This is a genomic window from Scrofimicrobium sp. R131 (assembly GCF_040256745.1).
GTDB classification, from domain to species: domain Bacteria; phylum Actinomycetota; class Actinomycetes; order Actinomycetales; family Actinomycetaceae; genus Scrofimicrobium; species Scrofimicrobium appendicitidis.
In genome coordinates, this window is the sequence record NZ_CP138335.1 from 1,349,164 (window position 1) to 1,364,853 (window position 15,690).

Consider the following 15,690-nt stretch of genomic DNA (forward strand, 5'->3'; position numbering starts at 1 on the left):
TGGGGTACGCAGCGATCGCGCAGTGAGCCAACTTGCCACCTCAGTGCCTTCGTTCTGCGACTTCGCGCTGAAGGCAACTGATCAAGTATGGCAGACCTGGAGGAAGAAGGCAAGCCCTACTGGGTTTTCAGGTCTCCCACGTTGTGCACGCGGACCAGGTTGGATGAGCCCGGGACCCCCGGCGGCATCCCGGCGACCAGCACCAGACCATCGCCCATGTGGGCAATTCTAGCGTCCTGCACCACCTCGTCCACCAGCGCGACCATCTGATCGGTGTGCTCCGCCTCGGGTGCCAGAATCGGCTGCACCCCCCAGGAAAGGGCCAGCTGGTTTCGCACCTCAACGATCGGGGTGAAGGCCAGGTGAGGAATTGGGCTGCGCAGGCGCGCCATCTGCTTGGCGGTGCTGCCCGTCTGGGTGAAGGTCACCAGGTAGCGCGAATCGAGGCTCTCGGCAATGTTGGCCGCGGCCTCGCAGATCACACCGGAGCGGTCCACCGCGAACGCACCCAGCGGGGCGATTCGTTCGCCACCGTTTTCCTCGGTGCTCTCGATGATGGAAGCCATGGTCCGAACCGCCTCGATCGGGTAGTCCCCGACGGAGGTTTCCCCCGACAGCATGACCGCGTCGGCGCCGTCCAAAATGGCGTTGGCGCAGTCGGAAGCTTCGGCCCGGGTGGGGCGCGGGTTGTGGATCATCGAGTCCATCACCTGGGTGGCCACAATCACCGGCTTGGAGGCACGGCGAGCCAGTTCAATGGCTCGCTTCTGGACCAGGGGAACCGCCTCCAGCGGCATTTCCACCCCGAGGTCGCCGCGGGCCACCATGATCCCGTCGAAGGCGTCAATCACGGAGGTGAGCGCGTCCACCGCCTGCGGCTTCTCAATCTTGGCGATTACCGGCCGAACGATCCCAACGTCCTCCATGATCTGGCGAACATCGTCGTAGTCGGCGGCGTTGCGCACGAACGACAGGGCGATAAAGTCAGCCCCCACGCGCAGTCCCCAGCGCAGGTCTTCCCGGTCCTTCTCGGACAGGGCGGGCACCGAGACCGCCACGCCGGGCAGGTTCAGGCCTTTGTGATCCGACACCATGCCGGGAACTTCCACCCGGGTCACCACGTCGGTGTCGGTCACCTCAATCACCCGGACCGAGACGTTGCCGTCGTCGATTAGCAGGCGGTCACCGGGTCGACAGTCTCCTGGGAGACCCTTAAACGTGGTGCCAACCAACTCCTTGGTGCCGGGCACGTCCCGGGTCGTGATGGTGAAGATGTCACCCACTTCCAGCCGCTGAGGTCCCTCCGCAAAGGTCTCTAGCCGAATCTTGGGGCCCTGCAGGTCCACCAGCACCGCCACCGGGCGACCGGAGGTCTCCGAGGCACGGCGAACCCGCTTGATCACCTGCTCGTGCTGCTCAGCAGTGCCGTGACTGCGGTTAATGCGAGCCACGTCCATCCCGGCATCCACCAGGGCTTGGATTTGCTCCGGAGAGTCCGTTGCCGGTCCAATCGTGCAGACAATCTTGGCTCTACGCATACTTCACCATACCTATATCCATGCCCAATGCTGCGAACCCGCAGCGATCAACTCCTATCCTACGCTGTCCCGAGAAAGTCTCAGGTTAAATTGCCGTTTCCTCCCGTGAATCGGGCAACGGCTCGTCCTCTTCTGCCAGCTCAACAGCCACTCGGGCTGAGTCGTCAGCTTCTTCCACATCCTGCTTGCCCACGCGGGCAAAATAGTCGGCTCGCTCCGGTGGGAGCACTTCGGCCGGAGCCCCCACCCGCCTGGTGACGAAGAACAAGATGATCCCCAACACCACGACAAAGAGTGCGGTCCAGCCGTTCAGACGCAACCCCAGGTAGGTGCGCGCTTCGTCAATTCGGATGGCCTCAACCCAGAACCGACCCACCCCGTACATCACCAGGTAGAGCGACATCACCTGACCGGACTTGAACCGGAACTGCCGGTCCAGCCAGATCAGCAGCAGCGCCATGGTGATATTCCAAATGCCCTCGTACAGGAAGGTCGGATGGAACAGGGTTCCCTCCGGGTACCCGGGGGGCAGGTGGGCAGCATCAATTTCCAGGCCCCACGGCAGGGTCGTCGGACCGCCGAACAGTTCCTGGTTGAAGTAGTTACCCCACCGGCCCAGCACCTGGGCCAGCAGAAGTCCGGGAGCTAACGCGTCCGCAAACGGGCCCACTCGCTGGCCGGCTCGCCGCAGTCCAATGTAGGCTCCGACCGCTCCCAGGGCGACGGCGCCCCAAATGGCCATGCCGCCTTCCCAGATTCGCAGGATCGCCCACGGGTCTTTGCCCGGCCCCCAGTACGATTCAGGCGTCGTGAACACGTGGTACAGGCGACCCCCAACGATGCCGAAGGGGATGGCCCACAGGGCCGCGTCCAACACCACTTCGCCGACGCCGCCGCGGGCGCGATAGCGTTTGTACGCGACCCAGGTGGCGAGGGCCATCGCCGTCACCATCAAAATGCCGTAGGCGCGGATCGGAATTGGGCCCAGCCACCAGACTCCCTGGGCGGGCGAAGGAATCGACATTGCGATCATCTAGTTGTTCCCTTTCCTGGCCCCGTCCACTCCCCGGCGCAATTCTTGAGCCAGGGCGGCGAGACTCGCTAGCGCCCTATCGTACTCCTGTGTCAACAGCGGTTTGATGAACGCGGAACCGACGATGACCCCGTCCGCGTAGGCGCCAATGTCGCGCGCCTGCTGCCCGTTAGAGACCCCCAGACCGACGCAGACGGTGTCGGCTCCGGCCGCGCGCACGCGCCCCACCAGGGCGGATAGGCGTTCGTCTATCCAGCTGCGCTGACCGGTCACCCCCATGGCCGAGGCGGCATACACCCACCCGCGGCTCTCCTGGGCAATCAGTTTGAGCCGGTCCTCTGTGGAGGAAAGTGCGGCCAGAAACACCCGCTCAAGGTCATACTGTTCGGAGGCCGCGCGCCACTGGGCCGACTCTTCCGGGGGAAGGTCCGGCGTGATCAGCCCCGAGCCGCCCGCAGCGGCAAAGTCCCGCGCAAAGCGCTCCACCCCGTACCAATGGACGGGATTCCAGTAGGTCATCGAGAGAATCGGAGCCCCGCCGGCGGACAGCTGTTCGACCGCTCCGAGCAGATCTTCCAGGTGAACGCCTCGCTGCAGGGCGATGGTGGTGGCCTGTTGAATCACCGGCCCATCCATGGCCGGATCCGAGTAGGGAAAGCCCAGCTCAATCGCGTCCACCCCGTTGTCCAACAGGACCTGGGCCGCCTCAATTGACTGTGGCACCGAGGGGAACCCGACCGGAAGGTAACCGATCAGAGCCGCGTTCCCGCGGGCAACTTGAGCTTTGATAACCGGGGTACTGCTGGTCATTGGGCCACCTCCTTCTTTGACGGGTCCACTACTTCCTCTTTTGCCTGCCCCAAGCCGAAATAGGCCGCCGCCGTGTCCATATCTTTGTCGCCGCGCCCCGACAGGTTCACAATCACGGTCGGGTGGGCCGGAGCCTGTCCGGATTCCAACCACTCGAGCGCGGCCGCCAGCGCGTGGGCGGACTCAATCGCCGGAATGATTCCCTCCGTCTGCGACAGTCGGCGGAATGCCTCCATTGCGGCCGCGTCGGTCACGGGCAGATAGGTGGCCCGGCCACTCTCCGCCAGGTGGGCGTGCTGGGGCCCGACCCCGGGGTAGTCCAACCCGGCCGAAATGGAGTGGGAGGCACGAGTCTGGCCGTCACGTTCCTGCAGCACGTAGGTCTTGGCCCCGTGCAGGATGCCCACTTCCCCAACGGTGATCGAGGCGGCGGTCCGCCCGGTGGTGACGCCATCTCCCCCGGCCTCGGCCCCAAATAGGGCCACCTCCGGATCTGAGAGGAAAGCGGTGAAAATGCCGATCGCGTTGGAGCCGCCCCCAACGCAGGCGAAGACCGCGTCGGGCAGGGAGCCGGTTTGCGCCAGGATTTGGGCCCTCGCCTCGTCCCCGATTACCCGCTGCAGGTCCCGGACCATATCTGGGAACGGGTGTGGGCCGGCTGCGGTCCCAAACACATAGTTGGTGGTCTCCACGTTGGTCACCCAGTCGCGGAAGGCCTCGTTGATGGCATCTTTGAGGGTCTGGGACCCCTGGGTCACCGCGATCACCTCGGCACCGAGCATCTGCATCCGGGCCACGTTCAGGGCCTGGCGCTCAGTATCCTCTTTGCCCATGTAGATGGTGCATTCGAGGCCGAGGAGGGCGGCGGCGGTGGCCGTGGCCACCCCGTGTTGACCGGCCCCGGTTTCGGCAATGACCCGCTTTTTGCCCAGTTCCCTGGTCAGGAGCGCCTGCCCCAGCACATTGTTGATCTTGTGCGAGCCGGTGTGGTTTAGGTCCTCGCGCTTGAGGAAGATTCGAGCGCCGGTTCCGGCGGCGAACCTGGGAACCTCGGTCAGAAGGGAGGGGCGGCCCGCGTAGTCGCGCAACAGCAGGTCGAACTCGGCCCGGAAACTGTCGTCATGCCAGAGGCGGTGCCACTCGCGATCGAGCTCATCAATGGCGGCCATCAAAGGTTCAGCGGCAAACCGCCCCCCAAACTGGCCGAAGTAATGCTGAGTCGATTCTGGCACCTGTTCTGACACTTACATGTCCTCCCGCGCATCCTTTACCCGCTGCTTGCGGTCGGTCTTGAGCGCCGGATGCTGCCCGGCACTGACCATGTCTTTTATCTGTTCCAGGGGATTGCCCGATCGAACCAGGGCCTCCCCCACCAGGACGGCATCCGCCCCTACTAGAGCATAGTCGAGCACGTCTCGGCTGTTGCGAACGCCCGACTCCGCGACGGCCACGACCTCGGCCGGAATCACGTCGATGACCTCTTCTACCACGCGGCGGTCCACGTCCAGCGTCTTCAGGTTTCGCGAGTTGACGCCAATCAGGTCGGCCCCCGCCTCCAGCGCACGGAGCGCCTCCAGCCGAGAGTGCGCTTCCACCAGCGGTGTCATTCCCAACGACTTGACCCGCTCAACAAATGAGACCAGGACCGGCTGCTCCAGCGCCGCTACGATCAGCAGGACGGCGTCAGCTCCGTGAGCTCGCGCCTCGTGGATCTGGTAGGGCGTCACGATGAAGTCTTTCCGCAGGACCGGGATGTCCACCGCGGCCCGGACGGCGTCCAGGTCGGCCAGGGAGCCGTGGAAACGTCGTTCCTCGGTCAGGACCGAGACCATGGCGGCCCCACCTTCCTCGTACAGGCGAGCCAGATGAGCCGGATCGGGAATGTCTGACAGTTGACCCTTGGACGGTGAGGCCCGCTTGACCTCGGAGATGATCGAGACGGCTCCCGGCACGTCCCGCAGCGCGGAGATCACGTCTTTCGCATCCGGTGCCTGCTGAACGCGCAACTTCAGTTCATCCAGGGACACCTCGGCTTCGCGCCGAGCCACGTCTTCACGAACGCCAGCAATAATCTCATCTAGAACGCTCATCGAACTGTTCCTCCTGCCTCGATGGAAGTAAAGGGCAGCGGTCCGCCGGCCTCAAAACAACTGCGGGTCCCAGTGTGACAGGCCGCACCAATCTGTTCGACTTGAAGCAGCAGGGCATCCCCGTCACAGTCCACTGAGATTCCCCGCAGGTACTGCCGGTGTCCGCTGGTGTCGCCCTTGCGCCAGTACTCCTGGCGCGATCGGGACCAGTAGGTGACCCGCCCCTCAGCCAGGGTCCGAGCCAGCGCTTCCTGGTCCATCCAGGCCACCATCAACACCTGTCCACCGTCGTAGTCCTGCACTACCGCACAGACCAACCCGGCCTCATTCCACTTGAGGCGCTCCCTAATCGCTCGTTCCAGTCCCACCTCTGCATTGTGACACTTTTCCAGGTCAGGGGGTGAATCGAGTCACCTAAAGACAATGCTCCGATCGAGGATTGAGATTTGTGTTAGAAGAGTGCCGGAGCGGTTTGCGCTCCGGCACTCTGATCGACACCCGCAGTAGCTGTTACGGGTGTCGGTGGCGCCCCCAGTAGCCTTCCGCGGAGAACAGCCGGGAGACTACTTCGTCGAGCATTCCCACCTCAACCAACAGGTCCAAGATGGTGTACCTGGGGCGAATCATTTGCGCTTTGAAATGCGTCAGACGGAACCGGTCCCAATCAATCTGGATCATCTCAGGATGATAGGGAGCCCCCACCCGAGCTAGCTGATCGGCAATTTGCTCGGGAGAAGACAGCTGTGGAACGGCCCGGTCCACGATCTGGGGCCACCGAGATTTGATCAGGTTCAACCGATCTCGCAGCTCCGTCCCCGTCAGGTGCTTGCCTACGGTGTGTTTTACCCCCTCTTCCACGATCCGAGGATCGAGCAGAGCCCGAACCCGGGCCTCAACTTCCGCGTCAGATGGCGCCTCGGCCACCACCCGGTCCACATCCAGGTTGGCCAGGTCCAGTTGCAACGCTTCGGCCCAGAGGGCGCAGGAGGCTACCGTTCCCACCCCCACTTTGAACCCGTGCGAGAGCGGAGGATCCCAATCCGTGCCGTGCCCCTCCATTTCCCACACGTGGGAGAACTGGTGCCCGGCTCCGGATGCCGGCCGAGAGGACTGAACCGCCTGCATGGCTAAACCCGACATGATGTTGCCCTCGGTCAGCCCAACGATCGCTGCCGGATCCCCCGCTGCAATCCGCTCCGGATCGGCGAGCGCCGCTCGCAGGGGTCCCTGCACCAGATCCCAGGCCTGCTGGTCAATCGGTTCGATTTCCAACGCATCGGCCAGAATCCAGTCGGCCCCGGCCGGGATCTTCTCGATCAGGTCCCCGTAGCCGGTCGCGGTCAGCCGTTTGGGAGCGGCTGCGATGATGTCAAAATCTGCCACCAACCCGGCCGGAGCCGGGCAGTCATGGGTGCTTTTGAACCCATCTTTGGAGATTGAGGCACCAAAAGAGGCAAACCCGTCGACTGAGGCGGCCGTGCACACGTTCAGGTACGAGCGACCCAGTTCGCCACTGGCCAACTTGGCTAGATCAGACAGGGTTCCCGCGCCAATTGAACAGACGGAGACACCCTCGATCGGACGCAGATACTCCCGGAGCTGCTCCACGTTGGAGTATCCGGCGTAGAGGGTTGGGGTGCCGGGGAAGATGTACTCACTGTCGATGGTGACACCCGCCTCCTTCAGTGAGGCCACCACCGCGGTCCCGGCGGCCGCGTAGGTGTTCTCATCGGCAACTACGACGGCCCGCTGCCCGGGAAACAGACGAGCGAAGAGCGCGCCTGTCTGCCCGACTACTCCCCGCCCCAGCAGTGCTTCTTTGGTGTCGGTAGCGGCTGCAACCGCCCGCTCCATCAGTGAATTGGACATGAGATTCCTTTCTAGGGCTCAGGCTTGCCGATCGACAATTTCGTGACTGAGCTGTTGTACCTGGGGATAGAGGCGCATGTATTTGTCCAGGTAGAACTGGTACTCCTCGTGCGCTGCCGGGTCCGGTTCAATGCGCTCGGTCTCGCGCACCATGTTTCGGGCGGCATCCTGGATACTGGGATACAGGCCCGCACCGACCGCTGCCAGCATGCAGGAGCCCAGGACCACCGCGTCCCCAACTTCGGTCAACACCACCGGCAGCCCCGTCACGTCGGCGTGCATCTGCATCCATTGCTTCGACTTCGTTGCCCCACCGGCTGCCACCAGCTCCTTCGGCTGGAACCCTGCATCTTTGAACACCTTCAGGTTGTGCGCCACGCCGTAGCAGACCGCCTCTTCAATCGCGCGATACATCAGTTCAGGATTGGTGGCCAGCGTCAGTCCCAGCATGGCTCCGCGAGCTTTCGAGTCGGTGTAGGGGGTTCGGTTCCCTTGGAAGTACTCGTTGATGATCAGCCCGTCACAGCCAATGGGAAGCTTCGAGGCACGTTCATCCAGGACTCGGTACGGGTTCATGTCCAACCGCTCCGCGGCCTGGGTGATGTCGCGAGCGAAGTTGTCTTTGAACCACTTGAGGACCGAGCCGGATGAAACCAGTCCGCCTTCAACAGTGTACTGGCCCTTCACCACCGAATCGGTGAAGCCACCGAAGAAACCGGCTCCGTAGGCCGGGTTGGCCGACTGGCCGGTGATAACGTGGGAAGAACCGGTGATCACCGCGATCTTGCCCGGCTCGACGACACCGAGTCCGATCTGACCCGCCCACGCGTCCGCACACCCCTGAGCAACCGGCGTCCCGGGCAGGAGGCCCAAATCTGCGGCCGCCGTTGGGGTCAGTCCCCCAACTGGACTTCCCAGATCAACCACTCGCTCTGGCAACTTCTCAAAGACATCCCCGCACCCGATGTGTTCGTAGAATTCCACCGGCCAGCCGCCTCGGTCCCGGTTGTAGTACATCCGCTGTGCGGCAGAGTTAATGTTGACGGTCCATTCCCCGGTCAGGCGGAACGTCAGCCAATCGGGAGCGTCCACCAGCCGATAGGCAGCATGATAGGTGTCCGGATCGTTCTCCCGGAGCCAAGCTGCCTTGAACGGGTACCACTCCGCCGTGGCGGGCATCGTCCCTTGACCGTTGTAGTCGCGGGCCCAGTGCTCAATGGTCTCGGCTCGAGCGGACTGGTCGGTGGCGCGAACGTCCATCCACATGATGGCCCTTGTCAGCGCCTGCCCGTTCTGATCCATGGCCACCACGGTCATGGTGGTGGCATCGTACGAGATCGACGCGATATCTTTGGCCCGCACTCCGGTTTCGTTCATCACGCGGTGAACTGAGGCCTTTAGCGCCTCCCACCAGTCCCCGGGGTCCTGCTCGGCTCGACCCGGGCGGGGATGGTGCGTTGGATACGGGGTAGCGGCAAAACCAATTGGGTGACCCTGCAGGTCAAAGATTGCAGCTCGGCAGGACTCTGTCCCAAAGTCGATTCCTAACAGGAAGGGTCCTTCGTAGTCTGGTAGTACCATTTTTTCGCTCCTCTTTGAGTCTTTACTTGTTACTTTTCTTGCCAATTGTGCTCATCCCACACTGCCCGCGGGACCAGCTGATCGACCCGGTCTAGCACCAGCGTCGGTCGATGATTGGGATCCAGCGCGCGAACGTCGTCCCAGGTGGACTCCCCAGTCAGGGGCAGAGCCGAACTCATGCCGGCGTTTACCGCCATCGCGATGTCGGTGGAAAGTCGGTCTCCGACCATCACCACATCTTTCAGGTCGACCTCCAAGTCCCCCAGCGCTTCACGCAGCATGATGGGATTCGGCTTGCCGATTATTTCTTTGCACTTGGTTCCGGTGCAGGCTTCAACAGCCGCGATAATGGCAGCGCAGTCCGGCTCGCCCCGACCCCCAGGGAACGGGCAGTAACGGTCGGGGTTGGTGGCGACTAGAACAGCTCGCCGATGGAACCAAATGGCATCAAATGCAATCTGGAGCTTGCGGTAGTCGAAGGTGCGGTCGTACGAGGCGACCACGACATCGATTTCGGCGGGATCGTCACTCACCCGAAAGCCTGCCTCCACCAAGGCGTCCACCAGGGGGGCTTCCGCAATCGGGAACACGGTAGCATCCGGGTGATTCCGCTTCAGCCAGCGCACCGTGGTCACCACGGTGGAGGCAATCTCTTCCAGGTCGGCTTCGATCCCCAGCCGCGCCAGCTTCTCCAGGTACTGACGGGGGTTTTTGGTCGGATTGTTCGAGAGAAACCGGACGGGCAGCTCCCGCTCTCTCAGTTCGGCCAGCAGTCGGGCCGCGCCCGGAAGCAGGTGGTCACCGAGGTAAATCGTCCCATCCATGTCGAACACGTAGGCCTGATAAAACCGGTCCGCCCAGGTCTGAATCTCACTCATCGCGCTAAACCCCCGCCTCGCCCTAGTCCAAGAACGGCATCGCGGCCACGGCCACCAGCGTGTTCATCACCCAGATTGCTGCTGCCGGCGGATCAATGTGCGTATCGCCGTGGCTGTACATCAGGCGAGCCATCAGCTCCCCAACAAAACCAGCGATCACACCGAACACAATCCCAGCCAGCAGGCCCACCATACCGGAGCCACTGATCTTCAAGAAGGCAATCGCTGCCAGCGAGGCCGTGATGGTCATGTGGTGAGTCACCGGCATTCTCAGGCCGCCAGCCACAAAGAAGATACAGACAGCCGAAATAGCAAACGGCAACACGTGGGCGTTGTCGAGCATCCGCGCCCAGTGCTCGTCGGCCACCGAGAGCGGCAGGATGTAGCTTCCCACCACCATCGAGGCCCCGGCGGCCAGGGTCGATGCAAAGAGTGAGACGGTGAGCAGTTGCTTGGGTTGTTCCTGCCAGTCCAGCCACCGCGCTCCCTCGGCCGGAGGAGTCAAACGGTGGAAGATCGAGGTGCGGCCAAACATAACGCGGGCGACCAGAGCGGAGATAACCACGGTCAGCGCCACCGTATCCGTGTGCGATCCGAGCCAAGGGATCAGTTTAATCAGGCGCTCAACCAGGTATCCCCCCGCCCCAAACAGCGCACCCACCAGGAGCACGTCGGGCCGGTTCAGGCCGGCGAGTGGACTGTTGACATCTTTGCCGCCCCCGACCAGTACCTTCTTCCTGCCCGCGTAGGCGGCAGCAGCCACGCCGCCGGCAAAGGCGATGTGAGGCCCAAATACCGGCCCAAACGAGACGTAGTCCAAAATAATCGAGTTTCCGGTTCCCGCCAGAACCCCCAGGCCCAGCAAGATCGTGACTCCGGTAAACCCAAACGCGTAGTTTGCCCCAATCATGGCCCCAAACGCGCCCCCGGCCAGGGACATGAGCAGCCAGAATAGGTCCATATTGCCTAGAAATTGCATCGTTGCATCAGGCATCATAATCGATTCCTTCTATTCGTGTGTTGTGTGGTGACAGTGCAACCGACGTTCAGCAGCCCCGCCGGTCGTAACTCTCGAGCGCCGCCACTTTCGGCGCCGACGCTGAAGCCTCGTCGAACTCGTAAGATAGCCACTCACGCACCAGGCGCCGGGCCAACTCAATCCCGATCACCCGCTGGCCCATGGTAAGAACCTGCGCGTTGTTGGAGAGAACCAGGCGTTCGACGGAGAAGGAGTCGTGGGCCACCGAGGCTCGGATCCCTTCCACCTTGTTGGCCGCCATCGCCACCCCCATGCCAGTCCCGCAGATGAACAGACCGCGATCCGCCTTTCCTTCCGCAATCAGCTGGGCGCCTTTGACGGCGACGTGAGGGTAGTCCACGTCTTCGCCACTGCGAACCCCAACATCGATCACTTCGGCCACGCGCGGGTCAGCCTCCAGATCCGCCTTCAAAATTTCCTTGTAGTCAAACCCGGCAATATCTGCTGCCACAACGATCCTGAACATGAGTGCCTCCTTGCTAGTCCATCCCTCGACGAGGTTGAAAGTACTGTAACACGGTTTACGTTACTTGCAACAGGCTTTGTGTTAATCGTGGTTGTGGTTCACGACATAGGTGCAGGAAGGCAGACAGGCCTGACCGGCCTAATCTCGATGACTGGCCACAGTTCACCCAGGTCCAGAGCCGATGGGCGCATTGCTGGAACTTCGGGCGGCGAACAGCCTAGACCTGAATCTAGGTCGGCAAGAAATGGCAATTTACCGCCGGTTTATCCCGGTCAGCGAGACCCGGTTCCCGGTGGGCATGTGCCACACATTTTGTGTTAGTCAGCGGCGACAGTGATCAGCTGGCCCGGCAGTCCCCGCAGTTCGGCCAAGGCCTCCGCCGGAGCGGATTCGTCCGTCACCAGGTAGTCAAAGTCAGCCAGGTCAGCAAACCGGTGGACAGACCGGCGCGAGAACTTCGAGCCATCCGCCAGCAGCATCTTGGATTCGCTGGCAGCCAACATCGCCTGTTTGACGTCAGCCAGTTCACGATACGGGTGGAAGCAGCCACCCGCGGCGATCCCCGAAGTGGAGACAATGCAGATGTCGGCGTGGAGATCCCGGATCTGCTTCAGCGCGGCCGAGCCGACAGAAGCTTGAGCCCACTTTTGGTACTCGCCCCCGATGATCTGCAACTGCACGTCCGGGAGGGGCTCCAGTTGTCGAGCAGCCAGCAACGAGTTAGTGATCACGTTGAGCGGGCGCTGCCCGGCCAGTTGCACCACCGCGTAAATAGCGGAAGTGGAGTCGTCCAGCATGACTGTGGCCCGGACCGGAATCAAAGGATCAACCGCGAGCGCAAACCGCTCCTTGATCGCCGAGTTTTCCCCCATCCGAAACTCGGCACTCGCCTCGTTCAAAGTGGAAGCGAGCGCAAACACGCTTCCTTTCAGCAGCGTGACCAGGCCCTGCTCCTCCAGCGTGGCAACGTCGCGATAAATCGTCATGGTGGAGACACCCATGGTCTTGGCCAACACCTCAACTGGAAGAGAACCCGAGTCCAAGACCAGGCGAGCCACGGCCTCTTGGCGACTGCGCTGTGCCTCCAACGTGCCCCGACCGCCCGAGGTTGCCTTACTCATCTGTCTCTCCTCTCCTCCGACCCGCTAGGCCGGCCGGACTTCAAACCCGGCGGCAGCCAACGCTTCCTTGACGTCACTCACCCGCACTACCCCAAAGTGGAACACCGAGGCAGCCAGAACGGCATCCGCCCCCGCCTGAGCCGCCTCGACGAAGTGGTGTACTTCGCCCGCTCCGCCCGAGGCAATCAGCGGCACGCTGGTCACCTCGCGCACCTGCGACAGCATCTCCAGATCGAAGCCGGTCCGGACCCCGTCGGCATCCATCGAGTTGAGCAGAACTTCGCCCACTCCCCGCTCCTGCGCCTCGTGAGTCCAGGCCAGGGCATCCACCCCGGCCGAGCGTTTACCGCCGTGGGTAGTCACCTCGTACCGGTAGGGTTGGAACTCCCCTTTGACCCGCCGGGCGTCGACCGACAGCACCAGCACCTGGGAACCGAAAGCTTTGGCCACCTCGGTGATCAGTTCCGGCCGGGCCAACGCCGAGGTGTTGACCGAAACCTTGTCGGCTCCGCAAGCCAGGAGGGCTTCCACGTCCGCCACGGTCCGAATGCCTCCCCCAACTGTCAGGGGCACGAACACTTCTGCCGCCGTCCGCCGAACCGTCTCTCGCATGGTGCCGCGCTCCTCCAAGGAGGCGGACACGTCTAGGAAAGTCACCTCGTCCGCGCCCTGCGCACTGTAGACGGAGGCAAGCTCAACCGGGTCGCCGGCATCGCGCAGGTTCTCAAAGTTAACTCCCTTGACCACGCGGCCCCCGGCAACGTCCAGGCAGGGAATAACTCGAATTGCGACCATGGCTTGTCCTCTCGCTAGTCGCTCGGGGTGATGGTTCCCAGAATATCGATAACCGCGACGATTGTGTCGTCACCGTTCGCCAGGTCGGCCGGAATGGTCACCGCAATGCGCGAGCCGACCCGCTGATCCACCAGGGCGTCCCGCAGACCCGGCCACAGTTCGTCCACCTCGTTGACCTGCGGCAACCCCTCACCCCAAGTGTTGGTCACCACGACGCCGTCGCCCCAGCGAGCCAGCAGAAACTGGGCCAACACCTGATCACCCATGTGAACCTGGGGACCATCACCGCGCAGCAACTGCTGCACGACCAGGTTGGCCGGGGGTTCCCCGGGTCGGTGGGTAATCACCGGGCCCTCCGCGTTCAGGGCCACGCTCAGCGGCCCATCCTGCTGGCCCACCTCGGTTCCCGTCGCGACCGTGGGGAGCAGATCGACAATCACCACCTCGGTGTCATCCCCGACCGGGCGCAGGACCAGCAGGCGGGTGCCTTCAGTTCGCCCCATCACCAGGTGCGACAGTTCGGGGCCCAGATCGTCAGCGCAGGCCTGCCCCATGACAAACTTGCCCGAGTCCAGCGCCCGCCCGTCACGCCCGGAGAAGCGATGCACCTGGGCCACCACGGGCCGGTTCTCCTCAATCACGCGGCCCGTGCCGGCCTCAACCTCGGCCACCTTCAGTGACCCCACCTCGACCGGGGCGGGGACCCCAACCACCGGTGGCGCCCCCGGTCTTCCCCCAACCGTGACCAGGTCAAGTAGTCCCTTGACCTCGCCGGATTGGGAAGCCACTTCCCGGACCGGTGGGCGCTGTCCGACCCACAGCCAGGCGGCCCCGAAGACCGCGATCAGCGCGATCACCGCCAGCACCAAGGTGAGGAGGAGCTGGCGGCGCTTTCGGTTGGAAGCGCGGGCGACGCGACTGGGTGGGGTCATGCGGGCAACTGGGGGCTGGACTGCTCAATCGCGGCAATCAGCTGATCGACCGCTTCGCTTTCGGTGGCGAACGGGTCCTGCAGGGCCAGGTTCAGGCCCCCGTCTTCGAGCCGCAGGTGAATCCAGTCGCAAGCCAGGTCGCGCCGGTTCCGCTCGGCCGCAGCGATCACTCGGCCCCGCAGATGGGCGCGGGTGGTGGGCGGCGGGGTCGTCGTCGCCACCGTCACCTGCTCGGGACTGGTCAGCCGCAGCATTACCTGCCCTGCCTCCAATTTTCCGCGCAGGCCCGCCTCGGTGATGTCATGGTAGCTGAGCAGCAGCCGGGCCACCCGCGGGTCGGCCAGTTCGGCTCCGGACCGTTCCCGATACTGGTCGACCAATCGCTTCTTGATGGCAAAGTCGATCTCGGTCTCGATCGGAGCCCAATTCCCAGACCTGACGGCCTCGATCGCGCGCTGCCAGAGTCCGACCAGGTAGCGCTGCATCTCGCTCAGCTCCGGTTCCAGTCCGAGGATCCGGTCCAGAATTTCCTGCTGGATGTCGACCGCCCGCAGCTGGCGCCCGTCCTGCATTGGCAGCAGCAGTTGCCCGGACAGGTCGAAGTTAATGGCTTGAATGGCCTCAATCGGGTCGGCCAGAGCCAGGTCGGCCAGGTGGATGCCCCGGTCCACCGCATCCAACAGGAGCTCGGTGGCGCCGACCTTCAGGGCCGTGGTCGGCTCGGCCATGTTCGAATCGCCCACAATGACGTGCATCCGGCGATACTCGGTGGCATCGGCCAGCGGCTCGTCCCGCGTATTAATAATCGGTCGAGCGCGGGTAGTGGCAGCCGAGACAGAGTCAAACATCTGGTCGGCCCGGGCCGAAAACACGTATTGAAGCTGGCCCTCGGGGTTCCGCTTCAGGTCACCGGCACCGGCCACCACCTGGCGAGTGACGAAGTAGGCGACCAGGGCGTCGGCCACCTCGCGAAAGTCGCGTCGCCGACGCAACAGGTAGTTCTCGTGGCAACCGAACGAGTTGTGGTCGAAGTCGAAGTTGTTCCGGAACAGGTGGATTCGTCCCGCCTCCAGGCGTCCGTTGGCCTCGGTGGCCAGGTCGGACAGCAGCTGGGATCCGGCCCGGTCCTGGGCCAGCAGGTCCCACAGGTTATCGCATTCGGCGGTGGCGTACTCCGGGTGCGCCCCGACGTCCAGGTAGAGTCGACCCCCGTTGGGCAGGAACATATTGGTGGTCCGGCCGCGCTGAATCAGCGGGGCAAAGAGCTCGCGCGCCGCCGCCTCCGCGTCGAGGTCACCCCCGGCGCAGGTAATCCCGTACTCGGTTTCGACCCCGTAAATGCGCCGGTCCACCCTACTGGCCACCCTTTTGGACGAACCCCTGCACGAACGCCTCCGCGTTCTGCTCCAACACGGTGTCGATCTCGTCCAGAATGGAATCCAGCGCGTTCACCTGAATCTGGCCGCCGGGCAGGTCCATCGGTTCTTCGTCGTCGGGACCGGAACCACCGTAAATCTGGGTGCTACTCATTGTTTCCT

Annotated in this window: 16 protein-coding genes; all 16 read right to left on the reverse strand. The window is 63.3% G+C overall.

The window, feature by feature from the left end; genetic code table 11:
* Positions 1 to 116: 116 nt before the first annotated feature.
* The 16 genes from pyk to SAC06_RS06375 all read right to left on the reverse strand — a co-directional run bounded on the left by pyk (position 117) and on the right by SAC06_RS06375 (position 15,682).
* The gene (gene pyk, locus SAC06_RS06300; protein WP_350257459.1) at positions 117 to 1,538 is read right to left on the reverse strand and encodes a pyruvate kinase; all 1,422 of its coding nucleotides are present in this window, start codon (positions 1,536 to 1,538) and stop codon (positions 117 to 119) included.
* Positions 1,539 to 1,623: 85 nt separating this feature from the next.
* Complete coding sequence (gene lgt, locus SAC06_RS06305; protein ID WP_350257460.1) at positions 1,624 to 2,562, reverse strand: prolipoprotein diacylglyceryl transferase; 939 nt, start codon at positions 2,560 to 2,562, stop codon at positions 1,624 to 1,626.
* 9 nt (positions 2,563 to 2,571) lie between these two features.
* Entirely contained in the window at positions 2,572 to 3,381 is an 810-nt protein-coding gene (gene trpA, locus SAC06_RS06310; RefSeq protein WP_350257461.1) for a tryptophan synthase subunit alpha, read from the reverse strand.
* The gene (trpB, locus tag SAC06_RS06315) at positions 3,378 to 4,625 is read right to left on the reverse strand and encodes a tryptophan synthase subunit beta (protein WP_350257462.1); all 1,248 of its coding nucleotides are present in this window, start codon (positions 4,623 to 4,625) and stop codon (positions 3,378 to 3,380) included. The genes trpA and trpB overlap by 4 nt, the downstream gene beginning before the upstream one ends.
* Positions 4,626 to 5,471 (reverse strand): indole-3-glycerol phosphate synthase TrpC, encoded by an 846-nt coding sequence (trpC, locus tag SAC06_RS06320; protein WP_350257463.1) that lies wholly within the window; start codon positions 5,469 to 5,471, stop codon positions 4,626 to 4,628.
* Positions 5,468 to 5,839: a phosphoribosyl-AMP cyclohydrolase gene (gene hisI / locus SAC06_RS06325; protein ID WP_350257464.1), complete on the reverse strand. Its 372-nt coding sequence runs from the start codon at positions 5,837 to 5,839 to the stop codon at positions 5,468 to 5,470. The genes trpC and hisI overlap by 4 nt, the downstream gene beginning before the upstream one ends.
* 142 nt (positions 5,840 to 5,981) lie before the next feature.
* Positions 5,982 to 7,340 (reverse strand): sn-glycerol-1-phosphate dehydrogenase, encoded by a 1,359-nt coding sequence (locus SAC06_RS06330; RefSeq protein WP_350257465.1) that lies wholly within the window; start codon positions 7,338 to 7,340, stop codon positions 5,982 to 5,984.
* Between the two features lie 18 nt (positions 7,341 to 7,358).
* The gene (locus tag SAC06_RS06335; RefSeq protein ID WP_350257466.1) at positions 7,359 to 8,921 is read right to left on the reverse strand and encodes an FGGY-family carbohydrate kinase; all 1,563 of its coding nucleotides are present in this window, start codon (positions 8,919 to 8,921) and stop codon (positions 7,359 to 7,361) included.
* A 29-nt stretch (positions 8,922 to 8,950) separates the two neighbouring features.
* A complete protein-coding gene (locus SAC06_RS06340; RefSeq protein ID WP_350257467.1) occupies positions 8,951 to 9,799 on the reverse strand; it encodes an HAD-IIA family hydrolase in 849 nt (282 codons plus the stop codon).
* 22 nt (positions 9,800 to 9,821) lie between these two features.
* The gene (locus tag SAC06_RS06345) at positions 9,822 to 10,760 is read right to left on the reverse strand and encodes a hypothetical protein (protein WP_350257468.1); all 939 of its coding nucleotides are present in this window, start codon (positions 10,758 to 10,760) and stop codon (positions 9,822 to 9,824) included.
* A gap of 85 nt (positions 10,761 to 10,845) precedes the next feature.
* Positions 10,846 to 11,304: a ribose-5-phosphate isomerase gene (locus tag SAC06_RS06350; RefSeq protein WP_350257469.1), complete on the reverse strand. Its 459-nt coding sequence runs from the start codon at positions 11,302 to 11,304 to the stop codon at positions 10,846 to 10,848.
* A gap of 317 nt (positions 11,305 to 11,621) precedes the next feature.
* Positions 11,622 to 12,425 carry a DeoR/GlpR family DNA-binding transcription regulator gene (locus tag SAC06_RS06355; RefSeq protein ID WP_350257470.1) on the reverse strand — a complete coding sequence of 268 codons (804 nt, stop codon included), beginning with the start codon at positions 12,423 to 12,425 and terminating at the stop codon, positions 11,622 to 11,624.
* Positions 12,426 to 12,449: 24 nt separating this feature from the next.
* Positions 12,450 to 13,220, reverse strand: coding sequence for an imidazole glycerol phosphate synthase subunit HisF (gene hisF, locus SAC06_RS06360; RefSeq protein WP_350257471.1), 771 nt, complete (start codon positions 13,218 to 13,220; stop codon positions 12,450 to 12,452).
* 14 nt (positions 13,221 to 13,234) lie between these two features.
* Positions 13,235 to 14,152: a peptidylprolyl isomerase gene (locus SAC06_RS06365; RefSeq protein ID WP_350257472.1), complete on the reverse strand. Its 918-nt coding sequence runs from the start codon at positions 14,150 to 14,152 to the stop codon at positions 13,235 to 13,237.
* Complete coding sequence (locus tag SAC06_RS06370; RefSeq protein ID WP_350257473.1) at positions 14,149 to 15,504, reverse strand: proteasome accessory factor PafA2 family protein; 1,356 nt, start codon at positions 15,502 to 15,504, stop codon at positions 14,149 to 14,151. The genes SAC06_RS06365 and SAC06_RS06370 overlap by 4 nt, the downstream gene beginning before the upstream one ends.
* 1 nt (position 15,505) lies before the next feature.
* The gene (locus SAC06_RS06375; RefSeq protein ID WP_350257474.1) at positions 15,506 to 15,682 is read right to left on the reverse strand and encodes a ubiquitin-like protein Pup; all 177 of its coding nucleotides are present in this window, start codon (positions 15,680 to 15,682) and stop codon (positions 15,506 to 15,508) included.
* Positions 15,683 to 15,690 lie beyond the last annotated feature (8 nt).